This window comes from Mesorhizobium sp. M4B.F.Ca.ET.058.02.1.1, assembly GCF_003952505.1.
Lineage (GTDB): Bacteria > Pseudomonadota > Alphaproteobacteria > Rhizobiales > Rhizobiaceae > Mesorhizobium.
The window spans coordinates 4,847,680-4,869,336 of record NZ_CP034450.1 but is presented as its reverse complement, the minus strand read 5'-3'; the positions used below and the strand labels follow the sequence as shown (position 1 = coordinate 4,869,336).

The window sequence follows — 21,657 nt, the reverse complement described above, 5'->3', positions numbered from 1 at the left end:
ACGAACCCGCTGGTGCAGAATACACACCGACGGCCTGTCGACCTGGATGTTCGCTGCGTTGAGGAGGAATCCGGTATTGCCCCTGTGCCTGCCGATGATCCGCCGTCTGAAATCCCCGCACCTGTTTGGAGCCATCGACCGCCTGCCGGCACTCGGCAGACCGGTTGGCAATAAGACGTTCGAGGTCGTCAATCCGTCGACCGGCGAAGTTTTGGCAGAGCTTCCCGATATGGGCGTGGAGGAGACACGTGCTGCGGTAGACAAGGCCTATGTTGCGCAGTCGGGATGGGCCGCGTTGACTGCCCGAGAGCGTAGCGACGTTCTTTGGCGATGGCATCAGCTGATCATCGACCATGCAGGCGATCTCGCCGCGATTCTGACTGCGGAAATGGGCAAGCCGCTTGCCGAAGCCATGTCAGAGGTATCGCATGCGGCGGCGTATCTGCAATGGTATGCCGAGGAGGCCAATCGCGTCTATGGCGAGACGATCTCGGCACCCTCGACAGACCGCCGAATGCTAGTGATCAAGCAGCCCATCGGCGTTGTTGGCACGATCACGCCATGGAATTTCCCGGCCTCCATGGTGGCGCGCAAAATCTCGCCGGCCTTGGCTGCGGGCTGCACGATCGTGCTCAAGCCCGCTGAACAGACGCCGCTCGTGGCTGGCGCAATGTTCGCCCTTGCCCATCAGGCCGGCTTTCCCGATGGCGTGGTCAACCTGATCTATGCGTCCGAAGGTGATCGCGTCGGCCGTGAACTCTGCACCAATTCCAAGATCCGCAAGATCAGCTTCACCGGTTCGACCGAGGTCGGGCGGCTGCTGATGCGTCAGTGCTCTGACCAGATCAAGAAGGTTAGCCTTGAGCTCGGCGGCAACGCACCTTTCATCATCTTCGATGATGCCGACATCGACGCTGCTGTTGACGGTGCGATCCAGGCGAAGTTTCGCAATGCCGGCCAGACCTGCGTTTCGGCGAACCGTATTTACGTCCAATCGAGCGTTCACGATGAGTTCGTCAAGAAATTCGTGGAGAAAGTCCGGCACTTGTCGGTTGGCGACGGATTCGATGCCGGAGTGGACATCGGACCGCTCATCGACAGGCATGCTCTGGCCAAGATAGAGTCTCACATCGCAGATGCCATTGCGAAAGGCGGCACAATACGATGCGGGGGCCAACGTATCGGCAAGAATGGCACGTTTTTCAAACCCACGGTCCTCACCGAGATTTCCAGCGTCATGGCAGTCGCGCAAGAGGAGACATTCGGGCCGCTGGCGCCGATCATTCGCTTCAACGATGCGGATCAGGTCGTGCGCGAGGCCAATGACACGATTTACGGCCTCGCCGCATACTTCTATGCCTCCAACATGAAGCGGGTCTGGCGTGTGGCAGAGGCTCTGGAATATGGCATGGTTGGCATAAACACGGGACGCATGTCCTCGGAGGCGGCACCGTTTGGCGGCATGAAGCAATCCGGCATCGGGCGGGAGGGTTCCCGCCATGGCCTCGAGGACTATCTGGAAATGAAATATCTCTGCATGGGCGGGATTTGAAACCTGCTGCACTGTCTCTCCGCCCACCGGCCGCCCACCGGGGGCGGCCTGCGGTCAATGCCGCCACCTAATTTGAAGTTCCTAACGCCGTTGACCTGAAACACGGATGCCCGGCAGGAGACTGAGCTCGCTGCCGGGCCGGACATGCCTTGGGAGGGCATAAGTCAGCGCTCCTAGGGCCGATGGGGCCACTCAGTTCGTGCGCCTTTTGCCGATTGCGTTGCATGTGCCGTGCCAAGCCAAAAAGCATTGATAAACCGCCGATGGATCAGCTTTTGCCCTGTTGCGCACTCTACATTGTGGGATATGCGACAATGCCCAAGCGGTTGGATCGTCGTGTTGCAGACCCCCAGACGGGTCATGATTGCTATTCTTAGGACAGTGCGCAGCAAGCGCTACCCGCTGTACTACAGGCACACCATTTCCATAATCAAGCGGTGAGTGCGATGTCTGACCGAGCTGTCGGTCCAGGGGACAGTGTGAGGTCTCAAATCCCTCCATATTGTTGCACCCGCCGGTCCAACAGGACTGCAGGTCCGGACTCAAAGGATCTTGGCTGCTATGGCGACATTGCGGTGCACGCCGCTTTCCGACCACTGATGTGGGTTCAGGTCGAGGCCGGCCCTAATGAACCACCGCCTTGGCAACTTCACCGATGTCATTGTGGCGTCGGCCGACGCCTGACCAGAGCGTACCCGCAAGGCGCCATGCAGATCTGTCGGCGGGCGAACTGTTGGTGACGGGTCAGCTGCGAGCGAACGTTCATCCACTGACGCACAGCGCGGACTGTCGCATTTCAAACTAGGAAATCTCTGTAGCCACCATTCATGAGCGCGCGGCCACGCGAGACGGCCCGACGGATGCGGTCGCGCAGATGATCGCGAGGATCCGCCCAGTCGGCATGGACGCGCCGTTGACCGATGAGAACTTCGGCGAGCTCGCGATGTGGTGCTCCGGCGAGCGAACCGTCGAGCGCACGAAGAACGAAGGACAAACGGACGCCGCGCTTTTCCGGCGCAAACAAGCGGGGGGCAAATGTTGCCCTAGACTGAGAGCATTGAGGCACTCCAGTCCCCTCAGTCGATGCTTTAAAAGCACCGCGGGCCAGATGGCTTGCGTATGCAGGCAAACAGGGTGGAGGATATTCGCGCCCGAGACGGCGAGCTGCAGCGCGTGGTCCGCATTGCGAAGAAGAACATGCTGGCTCTTGTCGGGCGCCTGCAGGACGGTTGCACGACAGGGCAATGCCGAGAGTTCGAACGGCGGTGTCGGCGACGAGGCAGGCAACCGTTCCGCAATGAGCGGCAGCACATGGACGCACCAGAGCGGACACCAGAATACGACCGAAGCGCGGCCACAAGACTCCGCGAAACAGAACACCCCAGCGTGACAGGTCGCCGGCCGACGCGACCATATCGAGAAAGGGTCGGAGAGACCAAGTCTTGCAATGCTGGCGCGCAGCGGTCAGATCGCGCTGGAACGCCGGGTTGCGGCGTAAGAACTCCCAAGCCCACTCCCGCAGCGTCAGGCCAGCGGTGTAGTCGTATGATCTTTCATCCCGCCAATCGGCCTGATCCGCGCCAGTCAGGAGATTCATGACTGACACCCCCTGCCCGCGCCTGCGTGCGTAGAAACATTATGCCACTTCGCAAAGCACCGGCGAAGGCAGCAGACGTCGAAGGCACCTTTTTGTTGAAGCGTCAGCCATCGCCACTGTCGGCGACAGAAGATGTGCGCAAATTGCCACCAGACCGTTGAACCCGCACAGTGACGGCCAGCGCGACCTGAGCACGCCGAGGGAATTGATTCCGTCACCGTCATCGGCTCCTGCGTCCCATCCAGACGTCCCTTGAAGGCGCAGAAGCGCGGCAGTGGATGGAGCTGCCTGTCGGCAAGTTTTCGTAGCGGCGGCGCCATAGGCACGGTCATCGGAGGGTCTCCTGCGGCAAGTTTTCGCCATTGGAGGCCAATCTCCCCGCTATGGCAGCCTGTGCAGTTGCACAGGTGAAGCGGACCAATCAGGGGGGAGCTATGGCGGAAACTGGGTGATGACGGTTTGAGGAGAGCGGCGTATCGAGGCGGGTGATGAAGCCTGCCAGTACCTCTCAAGGAGAGCGATACGCCATGAACGAGACTATCAACATTGTTCGCCTTCGTCAGCCCGACGAAATCGGTGATACCTGACGGATGTACTTCGCAGCGGCGCGCGCAAATTGCTTGCGCAGGCGATCGAGATGGAAGCCGAGGCGTATGCTAAGGCGGTCGACTGCCTGACGAAGGATCAGAATGCGTTCCTGGCGTTTTACGATTTCCCCGCCGAACACTGGGATCATCTGCGAAGGTCCAATCCCATCGAAAGCGTCTTTGCGACCGTTCGCCACCGCACGGTGCGTACCAAGGGCTCGCTATCCTCGAAAACCGCCCAGCTGATGGTCTTCAAGCTGGTCATGGCCGCGGCCAGGACGTGGCGACGATTGAAAGGACAAAATCAGTTGCCGAAACTCATCGCAGGTGCCAGGTTCCTGGACGGAATCGAGGTCATCGAAACGAAGCCGCAGAGCGCCGCTTGATCAGCCTCGTCACCCAAATTCCAGCATAGCTCCATCGGAACTGCCAGCCTTCCTTGCCAATCAGGCGCAGATCAGCGCTGACGATACCGAGGACGGCGACGGCGATCACCTCCAGGCCGCCGAGTAACGACCCTCAAAACACCGCCCTGGGCCCGGCCGTCCCATCGGGCCTTTTCTGTTTCTGGACAAAGAGCAAACATACGTCCGCAAGCGACATTTACGAGAATGCCCCACTCGGGAGCCTGATCAACTATGGTGATCGTGCCCCCAAACAGCTTGCCCGACAGGACCTTCTCATGAACGCCCTTCCCGCACGAGCCGCCGGCATTCCGGCTGGCTTCCTCGATCAGACCGCGTCCGACCGGACCAGCCGCGCCACCCGGATTCTGCATGCCGCCGACCAGATCACGCCCTTCCTCGAACGGGGTCGGCCGATCGGCGCGAATGCAAGGGAGCGGGCTTTGCAAAGACCGGCAAGGCAGAATGGGATTTCTGGGAACTGGTCGAGGCCAGCCTGAACCGGTATCTTGTGCCTGCCCTCGGGAGTCGCTCTATCCCCCATGTGACCGACACCGACATTGCTAACATCACCAAGAAGATCGTCGCCGGGGGTCACCCGCAAGCGGCTAACACGGCCTTCTGGTATATGCGGGCATTTTCAACTGGTGTCGCAAACCGCCGCAACGGCTCATCGCGGTTTCCCCGCGAGGAATTGGAAAATCCGGCCCCGATCGTCAAGCGCAAGCGAGTGATGAACGATGCCGAACTGGCGGCTATCCGGTGTCGCAAACCGCCGCAACGGCTCGTCGCGGTTTCCCCGCGAGGGATTGGAAAATCCGGCCCTGATCGTCAAGCGCAAGCGAGTGGTGAACGATGCCGAACTGGCGGCTATATGGACGGGCTGTGAGCCCGAACCGGGCGATATCGGCTATTCGTTCGGCTCCATCGTCAAGCTGCTCATGCTGACCGGACAGAGGCGTACGGAAGTTGCCGCGATGCGTTGGTCTGAACTCAACCTTGAAGCCGGAACATGGGACCTATCGGCGGACCGCACGAAGAACGAAGAGCCTACGCTTATTCCGCTGTCCACACTGGCGGTGTCGGTCCCCCAGTCGGTACCGAAGACCAATGACACGTTTCTTTTCCCTGCGAGGGGCAACGGCTTTGGAGAACTGGACCCTTCACGATCTGCGCAGGACGCTCGCGACAAATCTCGGCAGGCGGCAGGTATTGCCACACGTCATCGAGCACATACTGAATCACAAGGCAGCGTCCCTGACAGACATAAGCGAAATCTACAATCTCTATACCTACGTCAAGCAAAAGCGCGAGGCGTTGCAGATGTGGTCAAATCACATCGAATGGCTGATCAAGCAGGCTGCGGAAATGGACGCTCTGGCGGCGTAGCTGCTGGCATGGGCGGAAGATGCGGCGCAACAATCGTCAGCGCCTCATCGAATTGGAGATCATGCTTGACCAGCAAATGTGCGGCCAATGCTTCGATGGCCGACCAGTGATCGAGTACTAGCCGGGCCGTGCGATCTTCGATCCGCCCCCAATCGGGGCGGCGCGGCATCAGGAACCGCAACTCACGATAGATTCGCTCGGCATTCGCGTAGTCGCCGCTCCCCTCATTCTCGTCGGACGCATTCATCGCCATATCGAACGGGTCCAGATAGCCTTTGAATGCGGATTCTGCAAAAGGACCTGCCAGATACGCAACTATCTGCCGGATCGCACCATCGCGTTCGAAATATCGATCAAAATCGTCCTGGAAAATCGGCTTTCGCTTCGAGGTGAATCCTTGCGCTGAATAAAAACACTTGCTCATGACAACACCAAGGTAATCTCCGTCACCGGGGTCGGGGTAAATACTAACACTTGAGAAAGCAGGGAATTCACGGTCGTCGTCGAACACCTGACGCATCAAAACGATGGCGGCCACCGCGTGCCCGGCTTCGTGGTGCGCCACAGGCGCGAGAGGTTGGGAGGCTACATTCATGCGGTGCGGCTCTCAGGTCTAGTTTGCATAGGACCGCAACCGTCGTGCCAACTGGGAAAATCGTTTCGGACAATGCGATCGCTCCGATAGCGTTGTGTCTCCTGTCTGACATGGTTGGGAAGTCGACACGCGCCCGTCGCAATGCGGTCGACCTTCCGCGCGAGTTGGGTGACCCGTGAAGGCGGCCGACCAGGACGATGTTGCGCTGATCGGCGACGAAGGCGCCGCCGGGGCGAGATCGCGCATCAGGGGTTCGGTGACCGGCGTGTCGGCGAAGTCGAAGTCGTCGATGTCCTTGGCCAGCGGCAACTTGGCGACGGCGAACTGGTATTTGATGGAGCGGGCCTGCTTCTCCGATATCTCGGCCTGCAAGAGATCACCGACAATCCTGGGCGGCTCGTGCTGTCGCTTGATGGCGACGCCCATGATCTCGTCATAGGCGCTGCGCATTCCGTAGAGCTTCAGCGCTCCCATCAGTTCCAGTACCTCGGTGCGTTCCATGGCTGTTTGTCCTCCTGAGACTGTCATAGCGGGCGCAGTCGGCGACCGGCTCGTGAGCCAGCGTCAGGGCCTGGGGAATGGAAAGGATCGTGCCCGCCGCCGGATCGCGGCTGCGGGCCAGGATGTTGAGGATCACCGCCGCCGAACAGACGCCATGCTCGAGCGCTTCCTGGCAGGCGCTCTCGACCGCGCTCAATCCGTCGGTCAGAACGCAGGTGAGGATCGACACCATCTGCCGGTCGCCGTCATCGGCCGCCCCTAGCTTGCGGCGCACCTTCTCCATGGCTGATGGCAGAACCCATTCCCGGAAAGGCGCGCCGTTGCGCAGGCCGTTCGGTTTGCGGGCCAGCACCGGCACGTAGTGCCAAGGGATCGTAGACGACCTCGTTGCGGCCGAAAGAGCGTGCGTGCTCGCCGACGACCGCGCCATCCTGGCGGATGACGATGCGGTCGGCATAAGCATGGATCTCGACCGGCCGACCGACGGCGCTCGACAGCACCGAGTATTTGTTGTTGTCGAAGCGCAGCGTGCAGGTCTTCGACACCGACGCGGGAATGCAATGGTAGCCGTCGAAGCGACCGGCATAGGGAATGAAGCTGGCGCGTTCTTCTTCGAATACGTCCCAGATCGTGCGCTCACCCTGTTCGGGATGCCGACGCGCCTTGGCATTGGGCAACGCATTTGTCGGCCAGCCAGCCGTTGAGATCCTCCAACGTCTTGAAGCGCAGCCTCGGTGTGAAGAAGCGCTCGCGCACCAGCCCGACCTGGTTCTCGACTTGCCCCTTCTCCCAGCCCGCCGCCGGTGTGCAGGCCTCCGGCTCGACAAGGTAATGCCCCGCACATCTGCGCAAAGCGGCGGTTGTAGCGGCGATCCCTGCCGATGAAGATCGCGTCCACCGCCGTCTTCATGTTGTCGTAGATGCCGCGCGTGCAGGCGCCACGGAAGAAGGCGAACGCCCGGTCATGCGCGTCGAACACCATCTCCTGCGTCTCGCGCGGATAGGCCCTCACGAAGAACATGCGGCTGTGGCAGAGCCGCATGTGCGCGACCTTCACTGTCACCGTCATGCCGTCGAGCAGGACGATCTCGTGACTCCAGTCGAACTGGTAGGCCTCGCCAGGTGCAAAACTCAGCGGAATGTAGGCCTCGGCCACGGCGCTGCCGCGTTCCGCCGCCCAGCTCTGAGCATGCCGCCACCCCGAACTGTAGCTGCCGTCATAGCCGAGGCCGCGAAGCTCCTCGAAAATACGGATCAGCGTCAGCCGCTCCCGCTGCGGCTTGGCCGCATTCGCCGACAGCAGCCGGTCCAGCGTCTCACGCCAAGCTCCCATGCGGGGATAGGGCTGGTGCTTGCGCTCGTAGCGGAACTCCGTCTCCTCAGAACGCAGGACCTTGCGCACCACCTTGCGCGAGATCTTCAGCTCACGGCAGATCGCTTTGATCGACTTCCCCTGGACCAGCGACAGCCGACGTATCTTTGCAATCGTCTCCAAAACCAACATCCAAAACACAAACGCCTCCGATCAAACCGGAGGCATCTTGATGACCCCATCGTTAAGGGGTCCCGTTTGGACGAAAATCACCCCTTAAACAGGGTCCTCATCCACGAAAAATCAATGCACTACCTTCCAAAGCTGAGAGAGATCGCCACCGACCGCTTTGAAGGGGCTTTCGGCGGTCTCGTCAGCGAGGTTGTGGCATGAAGAAACATCAATCCACCGCATTGGGCCGAAGCATGCCACGGGCTCATGCCGCGGAGAGCGGGAAGATATTCTTGAAAGAAGCGGTCTCCGACATCAATACCGACAGGATCGGCAGTTTTCTCACGTCACTTGAGGTCGAGCGTGGCAGTTGCGACCCGCAATGCAAGGCTGGCGGCGATGCATACCTTTGCGCGGTCCCTGATCTCGGAGGACCCCGAATATATGGATACGCTGCAACTGGTGGTGACACTTCCCTTCAAGAGGGCGCGCGGGTGGCACCTGTCGAATATCTCGAAGGGCCCGGAAAATCAAGAGCGTCCTGGCGCGTATTGACCGCCGCACGCCTCTGGACAGCGGGATTACGCGCTGTTCTCGCTGATGTTCAATACGGATGCACGAGTTCAGGAAATCCTGAAACTTCGAATTTTGACCTTCGTCTGGTATCGCCCTGTCCCGCCGAGCAAAGGGGCTTTCTCAACGACCGCGGCACACCGCTGACCCGGTTCGGTGTTCGATACTTGCTGCGCAAACATTTTGATATGGCTGCGGGGGAAGGAACCACCCTGGCGGAAAAAGCATCCATCACCGCTCTTTGCGGCACACGACGGCCATCCACCTTGTCAAGGCGGGTGTTGACATCGCCACCATCAGTCAATGGCTAGCCACTCGGGGCTGAACGTAACGTGCGCTACGCCCGGGCCGGTATCGATATGAAGCGGCAAGCGCTCGAACAAGTCTTTCCCGACGTGATGTCATCGGCAAAAGATCAGACAATCATCGCTATGATGGCGGGATGTTACGCTGGCTGCAGCGCTTGTAGACGCTCAGTTATGTGGAGTTGTATCGTGGGAAGTCGCGCGTCTGTGGGCTCTTGCGTTGTCAGCTCCACATCTCTCCGCAGTGCACGTTGTCGCTGTCGAAGAGCCGTCTGTTCATGACTTCGTGCTGGCACGGCAAGGATTGTCCATATTGTGGGCGTCTTGCGCTTGCCGAGCTTGTCCGAAATCCAGCGCCGGATCAGGCGTGAACACTGTTGCGTAGTTCGTCAGCCAGAGCGCGGAGAACGTCGGCGCTCCCTTCCAGCGCCGTAAAAGCGTAGGGATTGAGGAACTGTCGGCCCCAGAACAGATTGCGATCTGTGCCGGATAGCGCAGCTTCCTCGCTGACACGCGGCCAATTCTCCGCAATGCATCGGAGCTGGCCTTCAACAATCGCAAGAGCTTCCGGCGCGCTGAGCAGGAAGTGATGCGCGGCTTCAAGGCACGACGCGATCCGGCTCATGCGGTTATTGCCGCTGATGAGCATGGCCTGGCTGGCCTCCTGGCCACTGCGGGCCTGCGGACAAATATCGTAAGCAGGCGTGAGGGTGAGCTTAGCCCCGTCCCAGAATGCCGCATGGTTGCGGGCATGATCGTCGGTGTTGCCGCAAAGTATGTTGAAGACAATGCGGCCGAACAACTCGCGCAGAGTTTCCGACGGCGCGGTGAATCGGTGGCGAATGATCTCCGCCAAATCCTGGTAGCTGGCGTAACGCGCCATCATCTCATCGAGCGCGAGCATCGTCAGCGCTGAGACCATGGATTTGCGTTGCCAGCCGCCCGTGACCTTGATCCGGTCGAATCGCTCGACGAGCAACACGTCCTTGCCTGCGGCGCGAACGAGCGAGACGGATGCCGCTCTGATGCCGCACAAGGCGGCAAGCCGCATGGCTATGAATTCTCCTTTGACGACGCTGTAAAGGTCGGCAGACGAGGAAAATTTCGCGACATGCTTGATGGCGTCGTCCTCGATCAGCGCCTTTGGCCTTGCGCCGCCGATCGAGCTGCCGTGATGCAGCGCCTGATCTAATTCGGAGGTGAGCGGAATACCTTTCTCTACCCGCTCCGCCGATTGGACAAGCTCTTCGAGAGTGGCATTGGCCAGTGCGCGCGGCTCGTAATTCGTGGGCGAAAACTGAAAATCGAGCGCGCCGATGCGGTCCGAGCCTGATTCCAGCAGGAACGTCAGTTCTGAAATATCGAGCCGCGCGATTTCATCGCCCTTCACACCGAATTTGCGGTTTAGGATAACCCGTCGTCCCCAGGCATCGGGGGCAGCATCGCGGATGCATCCCGGCATGGTTAGGCCAGGAAGCAAAGGCAATTCGCCTGCCTTCAGGGGCAGTTCCGGGAGATAAAGCGGGATCGCGCTGCCCAGTTCACGAAAGCTCCTGCCATAGTTGAAGCTGACGAGTCCGTCATGGGCATATAGCCGCCCGGCGACAACCGGCGCGGTCTCGCCCGGCAGCCAGACCCAGACATAGGCTTCGTCGTACTTGGGGACCTTAGAACTCATCGACGATCTGCTTGCCGGCCTTGTAGACGTGCTTCGGCAGCAGCGCGATGCGATCGTCCATGCGGCCTGTGAGGGCTGTGATGCCCTTGCCGTCCGCATCGAACAGCTTCACACCGACAATGGCAGCAGCTTCGAACATCAGTCCGATTTCAACTTTGGGATCGCCCTTCTCGATGCGCTGCAGGGTGCTGCGTGAAACACCGATTCTCTCGGCTAACTCCTGTGCGGTTAACCGGTGCTGCATCCGGCCCAGCCGGATGGTCTTACCGAAAAGGCCAAGCGCTTCCATTGCGTAGCGCGAATAGGTGCGTTTATGCGTTGCCGTCATTCGGGTCTCCGTGACCTATCCATGAGCCATATCACCTCATTTCGACCTATATAGGTAACGTCGCAGAGCGACTGCCAAAGTCAAGCCTCCGTATCGTATGATCCAAATCCCCCTGATTCGACTTTATATGCAGCAAGAGTTCGCATCACGGCTACGTTCGGAAAGCGAGGTAGAATGCGACGGGAGACGCAAGCGTTACCCATCCGAACAAGGACGGCGAATATTGCCTACGGCTCCTGCACAACCGGCCAGCTCTGCGCGCCTCGGGCGAGGCGGAGATCTGGCGCTGGACCGCGGACAGCCTTGAGATGCCTCGCATGAGTCATTCGATGGGCGGTCCCTGGTGCCACTACGCCAAGCGCGATGAAGCGTTGCGGTCTTCGTCGCGCGCAACGGCGAAAGCGTGCAGGAGGATGGCTCGGGTCAGGGTGGACAAGCATCTGCGTAACAATTTGCTTTTCGAGGACGGGACGAGTCCAGGTTGGCCGCTGCTCAAGGCGCTGGCTCCGCAGCAGAGCGGAGTGAACTGGAAAGTCTGGTCCGGCGTCGAGGCACGGCGCAAGGCCTGCCGCGACGGGCGCGGATAGTGCTGCTGGCCAGCGAGAGGATGTAGAACAAGGAAATTGCCTTACGCCTTGGTGCAACGCCCAACACAGTGGGCACATTGCGTCGGCGCTTTGCCGAACAGCGGCTCGATAGCCTTTACGATGAACCGCGTCCCGGCGCGCCCGATGAGGAGATTGCCGAGACGATCCGGTTGACGCTGGGAGACGACGCCGCGGGACGCAACCCACTAGCCTGACTCTGCAATCTTGAGGAGCGCCAAGTTTATTCTGGCGTGCGGCGAGCTCAACGCCGAGCCGCTTGGCATCGATGCACGACACGACGTGATGCGGCGGTGTCGCACGGGTTCTCACGGTTTGTGGCTTCGGGATCGCGCGGAAGGCCACGCTTTTCTGGCGGCTCGCGCACCGGTGCCAGACGGCCGTCGGGACCTTAAAATCGACGGGATGACCGGCGGACAACACCTCCACGCCGGCCATACCAGGCCTGGCGGACCGCCCGGACAATCCTGAGATCCTGGCCAACGTCGGCGCCGCTTGGATAGCCGCGATTGAATGGATTGCGCGCAGAGGCATTGTGCGTCCTTAATGCACGCATGGTCTTACGTGCTCAGCGTCAGAAACGACTGCGCTTAAAACGTCAGCTTGAAGCCGGCCGACAGGGTCAAGGCATAGAAGTCCATGCCAGCGCTATCCTTGTGGGCTCCTTGTTCGCCGGTCGCGATGCTGTAGGCCGTTTTCTAGCCTTTGTTGCGAAAATATTTGTCGACATTGCCGGCCAGGAAGACGCTGGCGCGGTCGGTCATCTGATAATCGATCTTGGCGCCGGCCGAGATGAACGGCACCGTGAAGAAGTCGTCCTCAAATCGCAGGCCGCGCCCCTCCTCGCGCAGCCAGTGATGGTCAACAGCGCTTGCATCAACGGTGAAGCCGCTGCGGAGCAGACCCGAGAGCGTCAAGTTCCCGAGCGTCGTGGTCGCTTTCGCGCCAAGGAACAGGCCGAAATAGCGCTGTTCGTAATCGATGACCGGTTCGCCGTCCGGGAACTTGCCGCGATCCTCGCGAAAGCCGAAGCCGTCCCCACTCTATATGTACGAACCGCCATAGGCCTTCCACTTCATGTTGGTGTATTTGAAGCCACCATGAAGGTTGATAACCGTGGCATCGTTGATCACGAAGTCTGGGCCTGCTGCCATGTCAAGGTTGATGTAGCGGTCAAGGCGGGTGTCGGGGTGGATTGACTGATCCGACCAATCCTGTCCGGCAATACGCCGTTGGCTGAGATGGTCCAGTTCTTCCAGACCTCGGCCTTTAGCCCGGTGGTCAGAACCGGCGCGCCGGTTTCCCAGATCAATTTGCTGATACGATTGCCCACTTCGTCGTAGAAAAGCTCGTTGCCCTTTAGCCAGGTGTAGCCAACGCCACCAAGAAACACGACGCTCTTGTCGGGCGCTGAATAGGTGGTCGAATGCGCCGCCATGGCGATGGTCGACGATGTGCAGAACGTGCCGAAAGCAAGAATTGCAAATGCTGATGTGCAGCGATTCATGGGGCCTCCTCGGGACATCCGTTGGTGATCTTTCGTTGAACGATGGCGGCTCACAGCGCCCGTTCGCAGGCGTTGTTTGTCGCGGCGACCATTGCTGGGCATTGGTGCAAAGACGTTGAACTCCGATGCGATGTCCGGGACGGCTTTGGTCATTGCCCTTTGTCTGGTGCGCTGCATAGAACGGCTTGGTCCGCCCACTACCGCGTTGCCGGGCCATATAAGAGATTTGGCCCGACGCGAGAGGCGGCACTCGTGGCCAGAGAACGGGATCGCACCGGCCGCCACGCTGTCAAAATGCCGAAGTTGGTGATCCGGCACGACGCTTAGCTTCTTCCCGCTCTTTGGCGATGAAGCGTTCCAGCGTGTGAATCTTGAGCACACCTGAAATCACTTCGCCGCCGAGAACCAACGCCGGCGTGACGTTGATGTACAGCTCCTTGGCGAGCGCGCAATTGCGCTCGAGGACGTTTTCGATGGCGCGGTCTTCCATGTCCCGCTTGAGCTGCTCAACCTCGAGGCCAACGTGTCGTGCGATAGTCAAGATGTCGAATTCGCTGAGCTGCGCGACCGCTCCGGGACGTGGGACTTTCAGTAAGCGCCCCGAACCAGCCTATTTCCTTTCACAGCCAACCGCGCCGCTTGAAAAAGAGATACGGAACCACGGCGGAGAGCACCATCAGACCCAGCGCAAAAGGATAGCCCAGAAGCCATTTTAGCTCGGGCATGGCATCGAAGTTCATGCCGTAGATCGAGGCAACCAGCGTCGGCGGCAAAAACACGACGGCAGCGACCGAGAAAATCTTGATGATCTGGTTCTGCTCCAGATTGATGAGACCCAGCGTCGCGTCCAGCAGGAAGTTGATCTTGTTGGACAGGAAGGTCGCATGGTCGCTGAGGAACGTGGCATCGCGCTGGACGAGCTTGATACGTTGCCGGATTTCCTTCTGCAACTTGCGACCGGACGACGCGACTGCCCAGCTGGTCGAGTCACTCGCGCTATGGTAGGAGACGAGCCGCGCGATGCTCACGAGACTCTCCTGAATTTTCGTCAGCAGCTCACCCTTCCGGCCGATTCGCTCGACAAGGGATTGAAGGTTGCGTGTTTTCTTCGAGGCGCTCGGAGACGTGTTGCGAAAAATTTCGCGTGAGAGTGCATCAATCTCGTCGCCGATGCGCTCAAGCGTGTCGGCCGCGCGGTCGATGATCGCTTCGATCAGACCCAGCATCACCAATTCGCCGGACGTGCAGGGAGGGCCGCTAGTACGCTGTGCTTTCGCCGCATAGATCAAGAACGGCTTCGGTTCGGCGTGGCGGACAGTGACGAGCGTCTGGCCCTTGATAACGAAGGTAACCGGCGCTTTGACAGGGTCCTCGCCCTCGATATTCGCGACCGCGGTGATCGTCATGAACTCGGCGCCGTCTTCATGATAAAGACGGTCCGACAACTCGATTTCCGCCATCTCGTCGCGCGTCGGGATATCAATGGCCAGATGCGCCTTAACAAGCTTCACTTCCTCAACAGTCGGGTTGAGGAGGTCGAGCCAGAGAGCACCGAGAGCTTCGGCCTCCGGCAAGCCGTCAATTGCTGTCAGATGGCCGTTCTGGCCCGTGTAGATGCGCAGCATTTATGGCCCCTTCGGCAAGGCAGTATGCCGCCCGCGGAGCCTTTCCGTAACCGGGGCTGAAGCGCTCTACACTGATCTCGGTCATTTTGGCCGCCGGCCGATTGTGCTGGCTTGGCTGGCGATCGCATTTCCGTGCCTGCTGCTTAGCTATTTCGGGCAGGGCGCGTTCGTTCTTTCCCGAGGCGGGACGATCTGACATCCATTCTTCGAGATGACCACGGCTGGACGTTGGTGCCGATGGTGGTGATGGCTACGGCGGCAACTGTGATCGCCAGCCAGGTCGTGATTCCGGCGCTTATTCACTTGTGCGACAGGCCGTCCAACTCAACATGCTTCCGCGCTTCGAAATCCGGCATACATCCGAAATGCAATTCGGGCAGATATACCTGCCGCGCGTCAACCTGCTGCTCGCATGGTCGGTCATGTTGCGGTCATCGGCTTTGGTGAGTCCAGCGCCCTCCCGTCAGCCTATGGCATATCGGTCACGGGCGAAATGGTTGTGACGACAATCCTGCTCCACGTCGTGATGAGGCGTATCTGGAGGTGGACGCTCCTCCCGGCGCTCGGCCTTGCGCTCGTCTTCGGGTGGTCGATGTCGGCTTCTTCTCGGCGAATATCATGAAAGTGCTCGACGGCGGCTGGGTCTCAATCCTTGTCGCCGGCGTGTGGTCGTGATGACTTGGGTTCGCGGAACCCGCCTCCTCTTCGAGAAGTCCCGCAAGAGCGAAGTCCCGCTCGATTTGGTTGCCGAGCAGATGACTGCCAAGGTGCCGTCGCGGGAGTGGTTGGAATTGTGAGTTGGCGTAGTCTCCGGGGTGTCAACCTCGAATCATCCGGCCTTGCGGTGCCGGACAGGAGACTACGCCATGACAAGGACTACCATGAAAGCCGAAGCCGTTCATCCGGGGGATGAGGCGACGAGCTATCTTTTCGACAACTGGTTTGATCCGATCGAAGCTGGCCTGCGCGAGCGGGTGCGCGGCTTCATCGAGACGATGCTCGAGACCGAGTTGGAAGCGGTGCTTGCCCGTCCCCGTTATGGCCGGCAGCCGGCGGCGCGCCAGTGATGAGACCACCGGTGTCGCCGGCCACCGCCACGGCAGCCGGACGCGCACGCTGACGGGGATCTTCGGCACCACTGAGATCACGGTTCCGCGGGCGCGCCTCGATGTCGACGAGGACAAGACGGTGGAATGGAGGAGCAAGGCTCTGCGCGCCTATCAGCGGCGCACGAAGGCCGCCGACGCACTGATCGCGTCGAGCTACCTGGCGGGCACGAACACGCGACGCGTCCGTCGTGCGCTTGCCGCCTTGTTCGGCGGCGCGATCGGCAAGGACGTCGTCAGCCGCACCTGGCGCAAGGTGAAGACGGACTGGGACGCCTGGAAGGGTCGCTCGCTGGCCGACGAGCCCGATCGTGCGCCTGATCCTCGACGGGACGGTGGTTCGTGTCAGGCTCGACCGCAAGGCGACCTCGATCCCGCTGCTCGTTGTCATCGGCGTGCGCGCGGACGGCCACAAGATCCTGCTCGCGGTCAAGAACATGGGCGGCGAGACGACCGAGGCCTGGCGGGCGATCCTCGACGATCTCGTCGCACGCGGCCTCCGCCGCCCTGAGTTCCTCATCGTCGACGGCGCACCCGGCTTGGACGGGGCGATCGCTGGGCTGTGGGACGGGGTGCCGGTTCAAAGATGCACGGTTCACAAGCACCGCAACCTGCTCGCCCACGCTCCCGAGCGCCTGCACAAGGAGATCAGCGCCGATTACACCGACATGATCTACGCGGCCACGCCGGAGGAGATCGAGAGCCGCCGCAAGGCGTTCCTGCGCAAATGGCGGCTCAAGTGCCGGGCGGTGGCCGACAGCCTGGAGGAGGCCGGTGAGCGCCTCTTCGCCTTCACGCGCCTGCCGCCGAGCCAGTGGAAAAGCGCACCAGAACTACAAACGCGATTGAGCGTCTGCATGAAGAGTTCAAGCGGCGCATCAAGACCCAGACCGTGCTGCCTTCGGCCGAAACCGCGGCAATGTTGTTCTGGGCGTTGATTGCGTCCGGCGAAATCTCGATGCGAAAAATCGACGGATGGCACACGCTCCCCGCCAAGCCACTCGATCAGCAGATTGACCTCGCCGCATGAACCGATAACCTCAATTTGCCGGAGGCTGCTCCGCCAAATTCCAACACGATCCGCTACGGCACCGACTCCAGAGCCTTCTATGACAAATATTACACGCCCAGCAACGCCGTCCTGGTGGTGGCCGGCGATGTCGAGCCGGAAACGGTCAAGGCGCTGGCCGATAAGACGTAGGGAACCGTGCCGACGGCTCCTGGTCTAACCCGCATCCGCCCAGTCGAGCCGGAGCAAAACGCCAAGCGCACGGTGACGCTGACCGGCGTGCGCAATTCGGTGCCGCGCTTTTCCACGCAATGGATGGTGCCGTCCTATCATACGGCCGCACCCGGCGAGGCCGAGGCGCTCGACTGCTGGCCGACATCCTCGGCGGCGGGACCCGCAGCCGGCTATACCAGCAGTTTTCGACCGCATACGCGCCCAGCTTCTCTCCGAAATCATTGCCGATGAGCGCGAACCTCACGCGATCCCCGAGCTGGCCTGGCGGCGCGGACTCTACGGCACGCATCCGTATTCGAGACCGCCCAAGGGAGCCTGACCAGCGTAACGCCCGCCGATCTAAGCGCCTTCCACAAAGCCGCTTTCGCCCGCGACGGGCTGCATGTGGCGGTCGTAGGCGACATAGATGCCAAAGCCCTGAGAGCAAGGCTCGACCAGCTGTTCGGCGATTTGCCTCAGAAACAGGCGCTCGCCCCCGTACCTGATGTCACCCCGAAGCGGCGAGCGGACGCAGGTCGCAACGCCCTCCCCCAGACTTCGCTCCAGCTGGCTTTTCCCGCCATGGGACGCAACGACCCGGAATTCTACGCGGGACAGCTGATGAACGATATAGTCGGAGGCTCACGATTTACCTCACGTCTGTTCCAGGAAGTGCGCGAAAAGCGCGGCCTTGCCTACGGTGTCTCGTCCAGCTTGGAAGACTACCAGCCCAACATGCTTGTCGTGACGACGTCGACGCGCGCCGACAGGGCGGCCGAGACGCTCGACCTGATAAGACAACTAATCAAGGAGCTGGTGGACACAGGCCCAACAGCGGCCGAACTCGAAGCGAGCAAGAAGTATCTGATCGGCGCCTATGCTATCGACAATCTGGGTTCCTCCAGGCCGATTTCCGCCACGCTTGTCGGGTTGCAGCTCGACAAACTCGGCATAGACTACATCCAGCGCCGCCCGGCCCTCATCGAGCAGGTGATCCTCGAGCAGGCAGGGCGGCGGCGAAGAAGCTGCTTTCGGCCGAGCCCGCGATTATGGGCGTTGGCCCGTGACAGCGAATAATCCCACGCTCTACAATAGCTGAAGGACTCGCCGACCTACGTGTGGCTGATCCGACTATGGTGTGGCAGAATGAACGCCTTGAGTTCTGCCTGCTCGCCCTCGCAGACCAGGTTCTCTCCCGTGGTTCGATTCCCGACCCGAGAACGCCGTCGTTCCGAGAAAGTATTCTAACTTTCCGTATGCCAAATACGGGAAAGTTAGAAACTCTTGAATATGAAGCGGATTATGCTAGCTTTCCCGTATCTCAGATACGGGAAAGTTAGAAAATGGCCCTTCACCTCGTTGGGGAAAACATCGATAAAACCCGCAGCCACTATCAGGCTGAAACGGGCAAGCTCGTCCAGCTAATGCGCGGCATCTATGTCGATGCCGGGGAGGATATCGAGGCCACGATACTCAAGCACGCCGTCCGCATCGCCAAATACCTGTATCCGAACGCTTACCTCTCGGCGGCGAGCGCTGTGCTTCTCGGCCCGACCCGGGATGGCCGCCTGTTCCTGAGCGGGCGACGAATACAGCGCAGGCGCTTGCGCTTGCTGGAAATCATTCAGAACGCAGCTCCCGACCACCCATCAGTCGCTCAAGCGATTGTCGATGATGGAATGGGAGAATTCCGGATCGACGTCTCCTCGATGCGCCAGCGCTTCCTCGAAGCTTTCCGCCTGCGCAGCGAACACGCGGCATCCATCGGCGAGACGATGCGCGAGGCAATCGCGAACCGCCTCATAGAACAATACGGCAGCGCCCAGGGCGCTGCCGACGCGACATGGGCGCTTGCCCGCGCGAACCAGTGGTATCGCGAGGGCGAGCACGCCGAGCGCTTTTTCCTCCGCCCTCCACTGACCACAGAACCGGCACGCAACGGAGCCGCGCTCGATCTGATCGTGGCGTGGCACGGCGCTCCGCTCGGAAATCTCACACATGATGGTTTTGAGTGGCGCTGGAATGCAGACGATCAGGGCCCGCCACTTGTTCGCCAGACCACGCCGGGCAAGCTCCCTCCTTTCATTCTGTCGCTGCTGCCTGAAGGCTGGCTTGAGTCAGTGTTGAACGACCGCGACGAGCGCGCGACGCTACGCTCGGGCAAACGCTACATGTCCAACATCACCATCGTCGAGCGTGCGAGCGATCTCTCCGCCCTGCCGCCCGACATCCTGTTAACCCGGCTCAATGGCTTCACTAGAAACACTGTCTTCACTGGCCAGTATGCAGGGCCGGGTCGCGGCGACCTGGAGCAGAGTTTCGAACGCAATCTCGCACAGATATTCGAGCGTACTGATACGCCTCGCCTTTCGGGTGTTCAGATCAAAGCGCCTATGTTCCTCAGTGCGGATGGCACCCTCTCTCCCAGTATCGGCCGGCCTTTTACCCACATTCTCAAACCTGCGGGTACGGGCGGATTTGAGGCCCTGCCAGTTATCGAATGGCAGTCGCTCGCTTTGGGCAGCGCGGCCGGTTTCAAGACGCCCGCGACAGCGCTCGTCCCGATGCCTGACGGGATGCCTCCGGCGCTACTCGTGGAGCGGTTCGATATCAGAACGAGCCTCGAGGACAAACACCTGCTCGCGCTTGAGGACTTCTGCTCGGTACTTGGCGTGCCCACCGAAGCAAAATACGACGGCACGATGGAGCGCATCGCGCGGGCACTAAGGCCGCTATCGACCTCTCCCGAAGAAGACGTCCTGCTTGTCCTGAAGCGATCCTTATTCGCCTGGCTGATCGCCGATGGCGACATGCACCTGAAGAACATGGCACTGCTGGAAATCGCAGAGCCCGGCAGCACGCAATTCAGCTCAGTTCGCATGGCTCCGCTCTACGACGCGGTCACGACTCGCGTGTTTCCACGCCTCGAAAAAGACCGGATGGCCCTCAAGCTGAACGGCAAGGACGATCGTCTGCGGCGCGCCGACTTCAAGGCTTTCGCGAGCACGGCTGGCCTCAAGGCAGCCGATGCGGATACCAGCATCGACGATCTTGTTGCAGCCCTCTCACGCGCGCTCAACCACCTCGAATTGCCGCCGCCTCTATCAGACGGCTCTCAAGGCGCGAAGATGGCGGAGCAAATGCGCGCGATTGTCCACGAACGCATCGAAGGGTTTGCATAGATGATCGATCTAACTGATACGCCGGTTTCCATGGACCGCACTTCCCAGCCGTGATGGGCGAGACCGCCCCGACAAAGCTTGGCAAGGGCTCGAAAGTTCAGGCTAATGATAGATGCTCAGTGGAGGGCCTATTTTCTAGCGCCGGCGACGTAACCGCTCGATCGTCTGCACAATCCCTCCGGGCGTCGGCTGGCGCAGTCGATGCGGTCGAGATCTCTGCTCGTCGTGGCAATGTTCACGGTGGTCTTTTTGGAGATCCATCCATTCCAGGACGGCAATGGAAGGCTATCGCGTTCTGACGACGCTTCTGCTGATGCGCAGTGGCTATGCTTATGTGCCTTACTCTTCGCTCGAAAGCGTGATCGAGAACAGCAAGGAGGGCTACTATCTGGCGCTTCGGCAAACTCAAAAAACGATCCGCAGTCCGAGGCCTAATTGGCAGCGCTGGGCTGTTTATTTCCTGCGCGCTCTTCAGCAGCAAAAGCAGCGGCTTGAGAAGAAAATCGAGCGCGAGCGTCTCGTGCTCGGTACGCTTCCGGAATTCTCCCTTCAACTAGTTGAAGCCCTCAAGGAGCGCGGGCGAATGACCATTGGCGAGATCGTCAACCTGACCGGTGCAAACCGGAACACCGTCAAAAAACATGTGGCAACCCTGGTCGAAATAAACCATCTAGCCCCAACATGGAACCGGCAAGGGAACGTGGTTTGGCAGACGTTAACACAGACTACTTTATGTGATTCAACCCACGAAACGCACCACGTCCATTTACTTTGAACACAATATGATAAGGAACACTCTTTCCGAGCTTAAGCCCCCGGGCAAAAAGTTTTCGAGGGGTGGTTGCCGCCGCCCTCAGTGCAATTAACCGGTATTGAGTTCCAGCTTGCCAGCAGCGGTTATCAGCGTGGCGTCGATGGCAAGTCCTCCTTTGAAGGCGGTCGCATTCGAGGGGAATGCTCTACAGGGACGACCCGCCGTAAACGACGCTCTTTCGAAAATCCCCGACCTCTTCCACCACAACGACCCCCTTCTCGTTTTTTGGGGCGCGACCTGCACGGTCCCGAGCCCAGCTGGCAGATGATCTGCGTGCCTACGGTCGCAAAGAAGGCATCACCGTGCTGATTCTCGATTGTGGTCCCTTTTGATTTTCCACGCCCGTTTGTGGCGCTCGCGATGGGGGGCGGCAAGATCGAGGACTTTTGAAAGCAATTTCAATCCGATGATGCTCAAAAAAGGCATTTGGCTGCACTGCTGCTATTCGGACCGATGGCCGGTACGCGCGGTCGGGAAGCCGATGTCCATTGTTCAGTTTGCACCTGATGAGAACCGCAAGCCATCGACCAGAAGCGTTCAAGAATTCTCCCTTTCAAGTTGAGTGGATGGTCTACCAGCCGTATGGCCGAGGCCCTATAAGGAC

The 21,657-nt window shown here is 60.1% G+C and carries 15 protein-coding genes and 7 pseudogenes; 13 read left to right on the top strand and 9 right to left on the bottom strand.

Annotated features, from left to right (window positions below; genetic code table 11):
* Window positions 1-76: 76 nt before the first annotated feature.
* A complete protein-coding gene (locus EJ073_RS23665) occupies window positions 77-1,552 on the top strand; it encodes an NAD-dependent succinate-semialdehyde dehydrogenase (RefSeq protein ID WP_091595859.1) in 1,476 nt (491 codons plus the stop codon).
* 796 nt (window positions 1,553-2,348) lie between these two features.
* On the opposite strand, the gene EJ073_RS23660 is transcribed toward EJ073_RS23665, so the two are convergent.
* Complete coding sequence (locus EJ073_RS23660) at window positions 2,349-2,966, bottom strand: DUF2285 domain-containing protein (RefSeq protein WP_245455769.1); 618 nt, start codon at window positions 2,964-2,966, stop codon at window positions 2,349-2,351.
* Between the two features lie 841 nt (window positions 2,967-3,807).
* On the opposite strand from EJ073_RS23660, the pseudogene EJ073_RS23655 reads away from it, so the two are divergent.
* From EJ073_RS23655 to EJ073_RS23645, 3 genes and pseudogenes are all read left to right on the top strand, one after another.
* Window positions 3,808-4,122: pseudogene (locus tag EJ073_RS23655) on the top strand (transposase); the annotation flags it as partial.
* A gap of 562 nt (window positions 4,123-4,684) precedes the next feature.
* Entirely contained in the window at window positions 4,685-5,029 is a 345-nt protein-coding gene (locus EJ073_RS32535) for a hypothetical protein (RefSeq protein ID WP_236473687.1), read from the top strand.
* 221 nt (window positions 5,030-5,250) lie between these two features.
* Complete coding sequence (locus tag EJ073_RS23645) at window positions 5,251-5,529, top strand: tyrosine-type recombinase/integrase (RefSeq protein ID WP_126057763.1); 279 nt, start codon at window positions 5,251-5,253, stop codon at window positions 5,527-5,529.
* Here EJ073_RS23645 and EJ073_RS23640 read toward each other — a convergent pair.
* From EJ073_RS23640 to istA, 3 genes and pseudogenes are all read right to left on the bottom strand, one after another.
* Window positions 5,492-6,124 (bottom strand): hypothetical protein, encoded by a 633-nt coding sequence (locus EJ073_RS23640; protein WP_164747218.1) that lies wholly within the window; start codon window positions 6,122-6,124, stop codon window positions 5,492-5,494. The two genes, EJ073_RS23645 and EJ073_RS23640, sit on opposite strands and share 38 nt — an antisense overlap.
* 184 nt (window positions 6,125-6,308) lie before the next feature.
* Window positions 6,309-6,625, bottom strand: a pseudogene (locus EJ073_RS23635) (ATP-binding protein); the annotation flags it as partial.
* Window positions 6,558-8,129 (bottom strand): annotated as a pseudogene (istA, locus tag EJ073_RS23630) (IS21 family transposase). The pseudogenes EJ073_RS23635 and istA, both read right to left, overlap by 68 nt.
* A 272-nt stretch (window positions 8,130-8,401) precedes the next feature.
* Between istA and EJ073_RS23625 the strand changes: the two are divergent.
* The gene (locus tag EJ073_RS23625) at window positions 8,402-8,992 is read left to right on the top strand and encodes a hypothetical protein (protein WP_126057761.1); all 591 of its coding nucleotides are present in this window, start codon (window positions 8,402-8,404) and stop codon (window positions 8,990-8,992) included.
* Window positions 8,993-9,347: 355 nt separating this feature from the next.
* Here the strand turns inward: EJ073_RS23625 and EJ073_RS23620 are convergent, their stop codons facing one another.
* Window positions 9,348-10,664 (bottom strand): HipA domain-containing protein, encoded by a 1,317-nt coding sequence (locus EJ073_RS23620; RefSeq protein ID WP_091595870.1) that lies wholly within the window; start codon window positions 10,662-10,664, stop codon window positions 9,348-9,350.
* Window positions 10,654-10,992, bottom strand: a complete 339-nt coding sequence (locus EJ073_RS23615; protein ID WP_029354813.1) for a helix-turn-helix transcriptional regulator — start codon at window positions 10,990-10,992, stop codon at window positions 10,654-10,656. The genes EJ073_RS23620 and EJ073_RS23615 overlap by 11 nt, the downstream gene beginning before the upstream one ends.
* A gap of 1,114 nt (window positions 10,993-12,106) precedes the next feature.
* Between EJ073_RS23615 and EJ073_RS32820 the strand changes: the two genes are divergently transcribed.
* Entirely contained in the window at window positions 12,107-12,796 is a 690-nt protein-coding gene (locus EJ073_RS32820) for a hypothetical protein (RefSeq protein ID WP_280141194.1), read from the top strand.
* On the opposite strand, the gene EJ073_RS32525 is transcribed toward EJ073_RS32820, so the two are convergent.
* The 3 genes from EJ073_RS32525 to EJ073_RS23600 all read right to left on the bottom strand — a co-directional run bounded on the left by EJ073_RS32525 (window position 12,727) and on the right by EJ073_RS23600 (window position 14,729).
* Window positions 12,727-13,257, bottom strand: coding sequence for a hypothetical protein (locus EJ073_RS32525; protein ID WP_236473727.1), 531 nt, complete (start codon window positions 13,255-13,257; stop codon window positions 12,727-12,729). The genes EJ073_RS32820 and EJ073_RS32525 overlap by 70 nt on opposite strands.
* Before the next feature lie 136 nt (window positions 13,258-13,393).
* Window positions 13,394-13,645 (bottom strand): DsbA family protein, encoded by a 252-nt coding sequence (locus tag EJ073_RS23605; RefSeq protein WP_236473686.1) that lies wholly within the window; start codon window positions 13,643-13,645, stop codon window positions 13,394-13,396.
* 79 nt (window positions 13,646-13,724) lie between these two features.
* Window positions 13,725-14,729, bottom strand: a complete 1,005-nt coding sequence (locus tag EJ073_RS23600) for a magnesium transporter CorA family protein (protein WP_091595874.1) — start codon at window positions 14,727-14,729, stop codon at window positions 13,725-13,727.
* A gap of 40 nt (window positions 14,730-14,769) precedes the next feature.
* Here EJ073_RS23600 and EJ073_RS23595 point away from each other — a divergent pair.
* From EJ073_RS23595 to EJ073_RS23570, 7 genes and pseudogenes are all read left to right on the top strand, one after another.
* Window positions 14,770-15,478: pseudogene (locus EJ073_RS23595) on the top strand (KUP/HAK/KT family potassium transporter); the annotation flags it as partial.
* Window positions 15,479-15,610: 132 nt separating this feature from the next.
* A pseudogene (locus EJ073_RS23590) lies at window positions 15,611-16,865 on the top strand (IS256 family transposase).
* Window positions 16,866-16,925: 60 nt separating this feature from the next.
* Window positions 16,926-17,257 (top strand): annotated as a pseudogene (locus EJ073_RS23585) (insulinase family protein); the annotation flags it as partial.
* Between the two features lie 82 nt (window positions 17,258-17,339).
* The gene (locus tag EJ073_RS23580) at window positions 17,340-18,134 is read left to right on the top strand and encodes a pitrilysin family protein (protein WP_329608241.1); all 795 of its coding nucleotides are present in this window, start codon (window positions 17,340-17,342) and stop codon (window positions 18,132-18,134) included.
* 266 nt (window positions 18,135-18,400) lie between these two features.
* Entirely contained in the window at window positions 18,401-20,239 is a 1,839-nt protein-coding gene (locus EJ073_RS23575; RefSeq protein WP_091595876.1) for a HipA domain-containing protein, read from the top strand.
* A 201-nt stretch (window positions 20,240-20,440) separates the two neighbouring features.
* A pseudogene (locus EJ073_RS33000) lies at window positions 20,441-20,497 on the top strand (hypothetical protein); the annotation flags it as partial.
* Between the two features lie 19 nt (window positions 20,498-20,516).
* The gene (locus EJ073_RS23570) at window positions 20,517-21,014 is read left to right on the top strand and encodes a helix-turn-helix domain-containing protein (protein WP_236473726.1); all 498 of its coding nucleotides are present in this window, start codon (window positions 20,517-20,519) and stop codon (window positions 21,012-21,014) included.
* Window positions 21,015-21,657 lie beyond the last annotated feature (643 nt).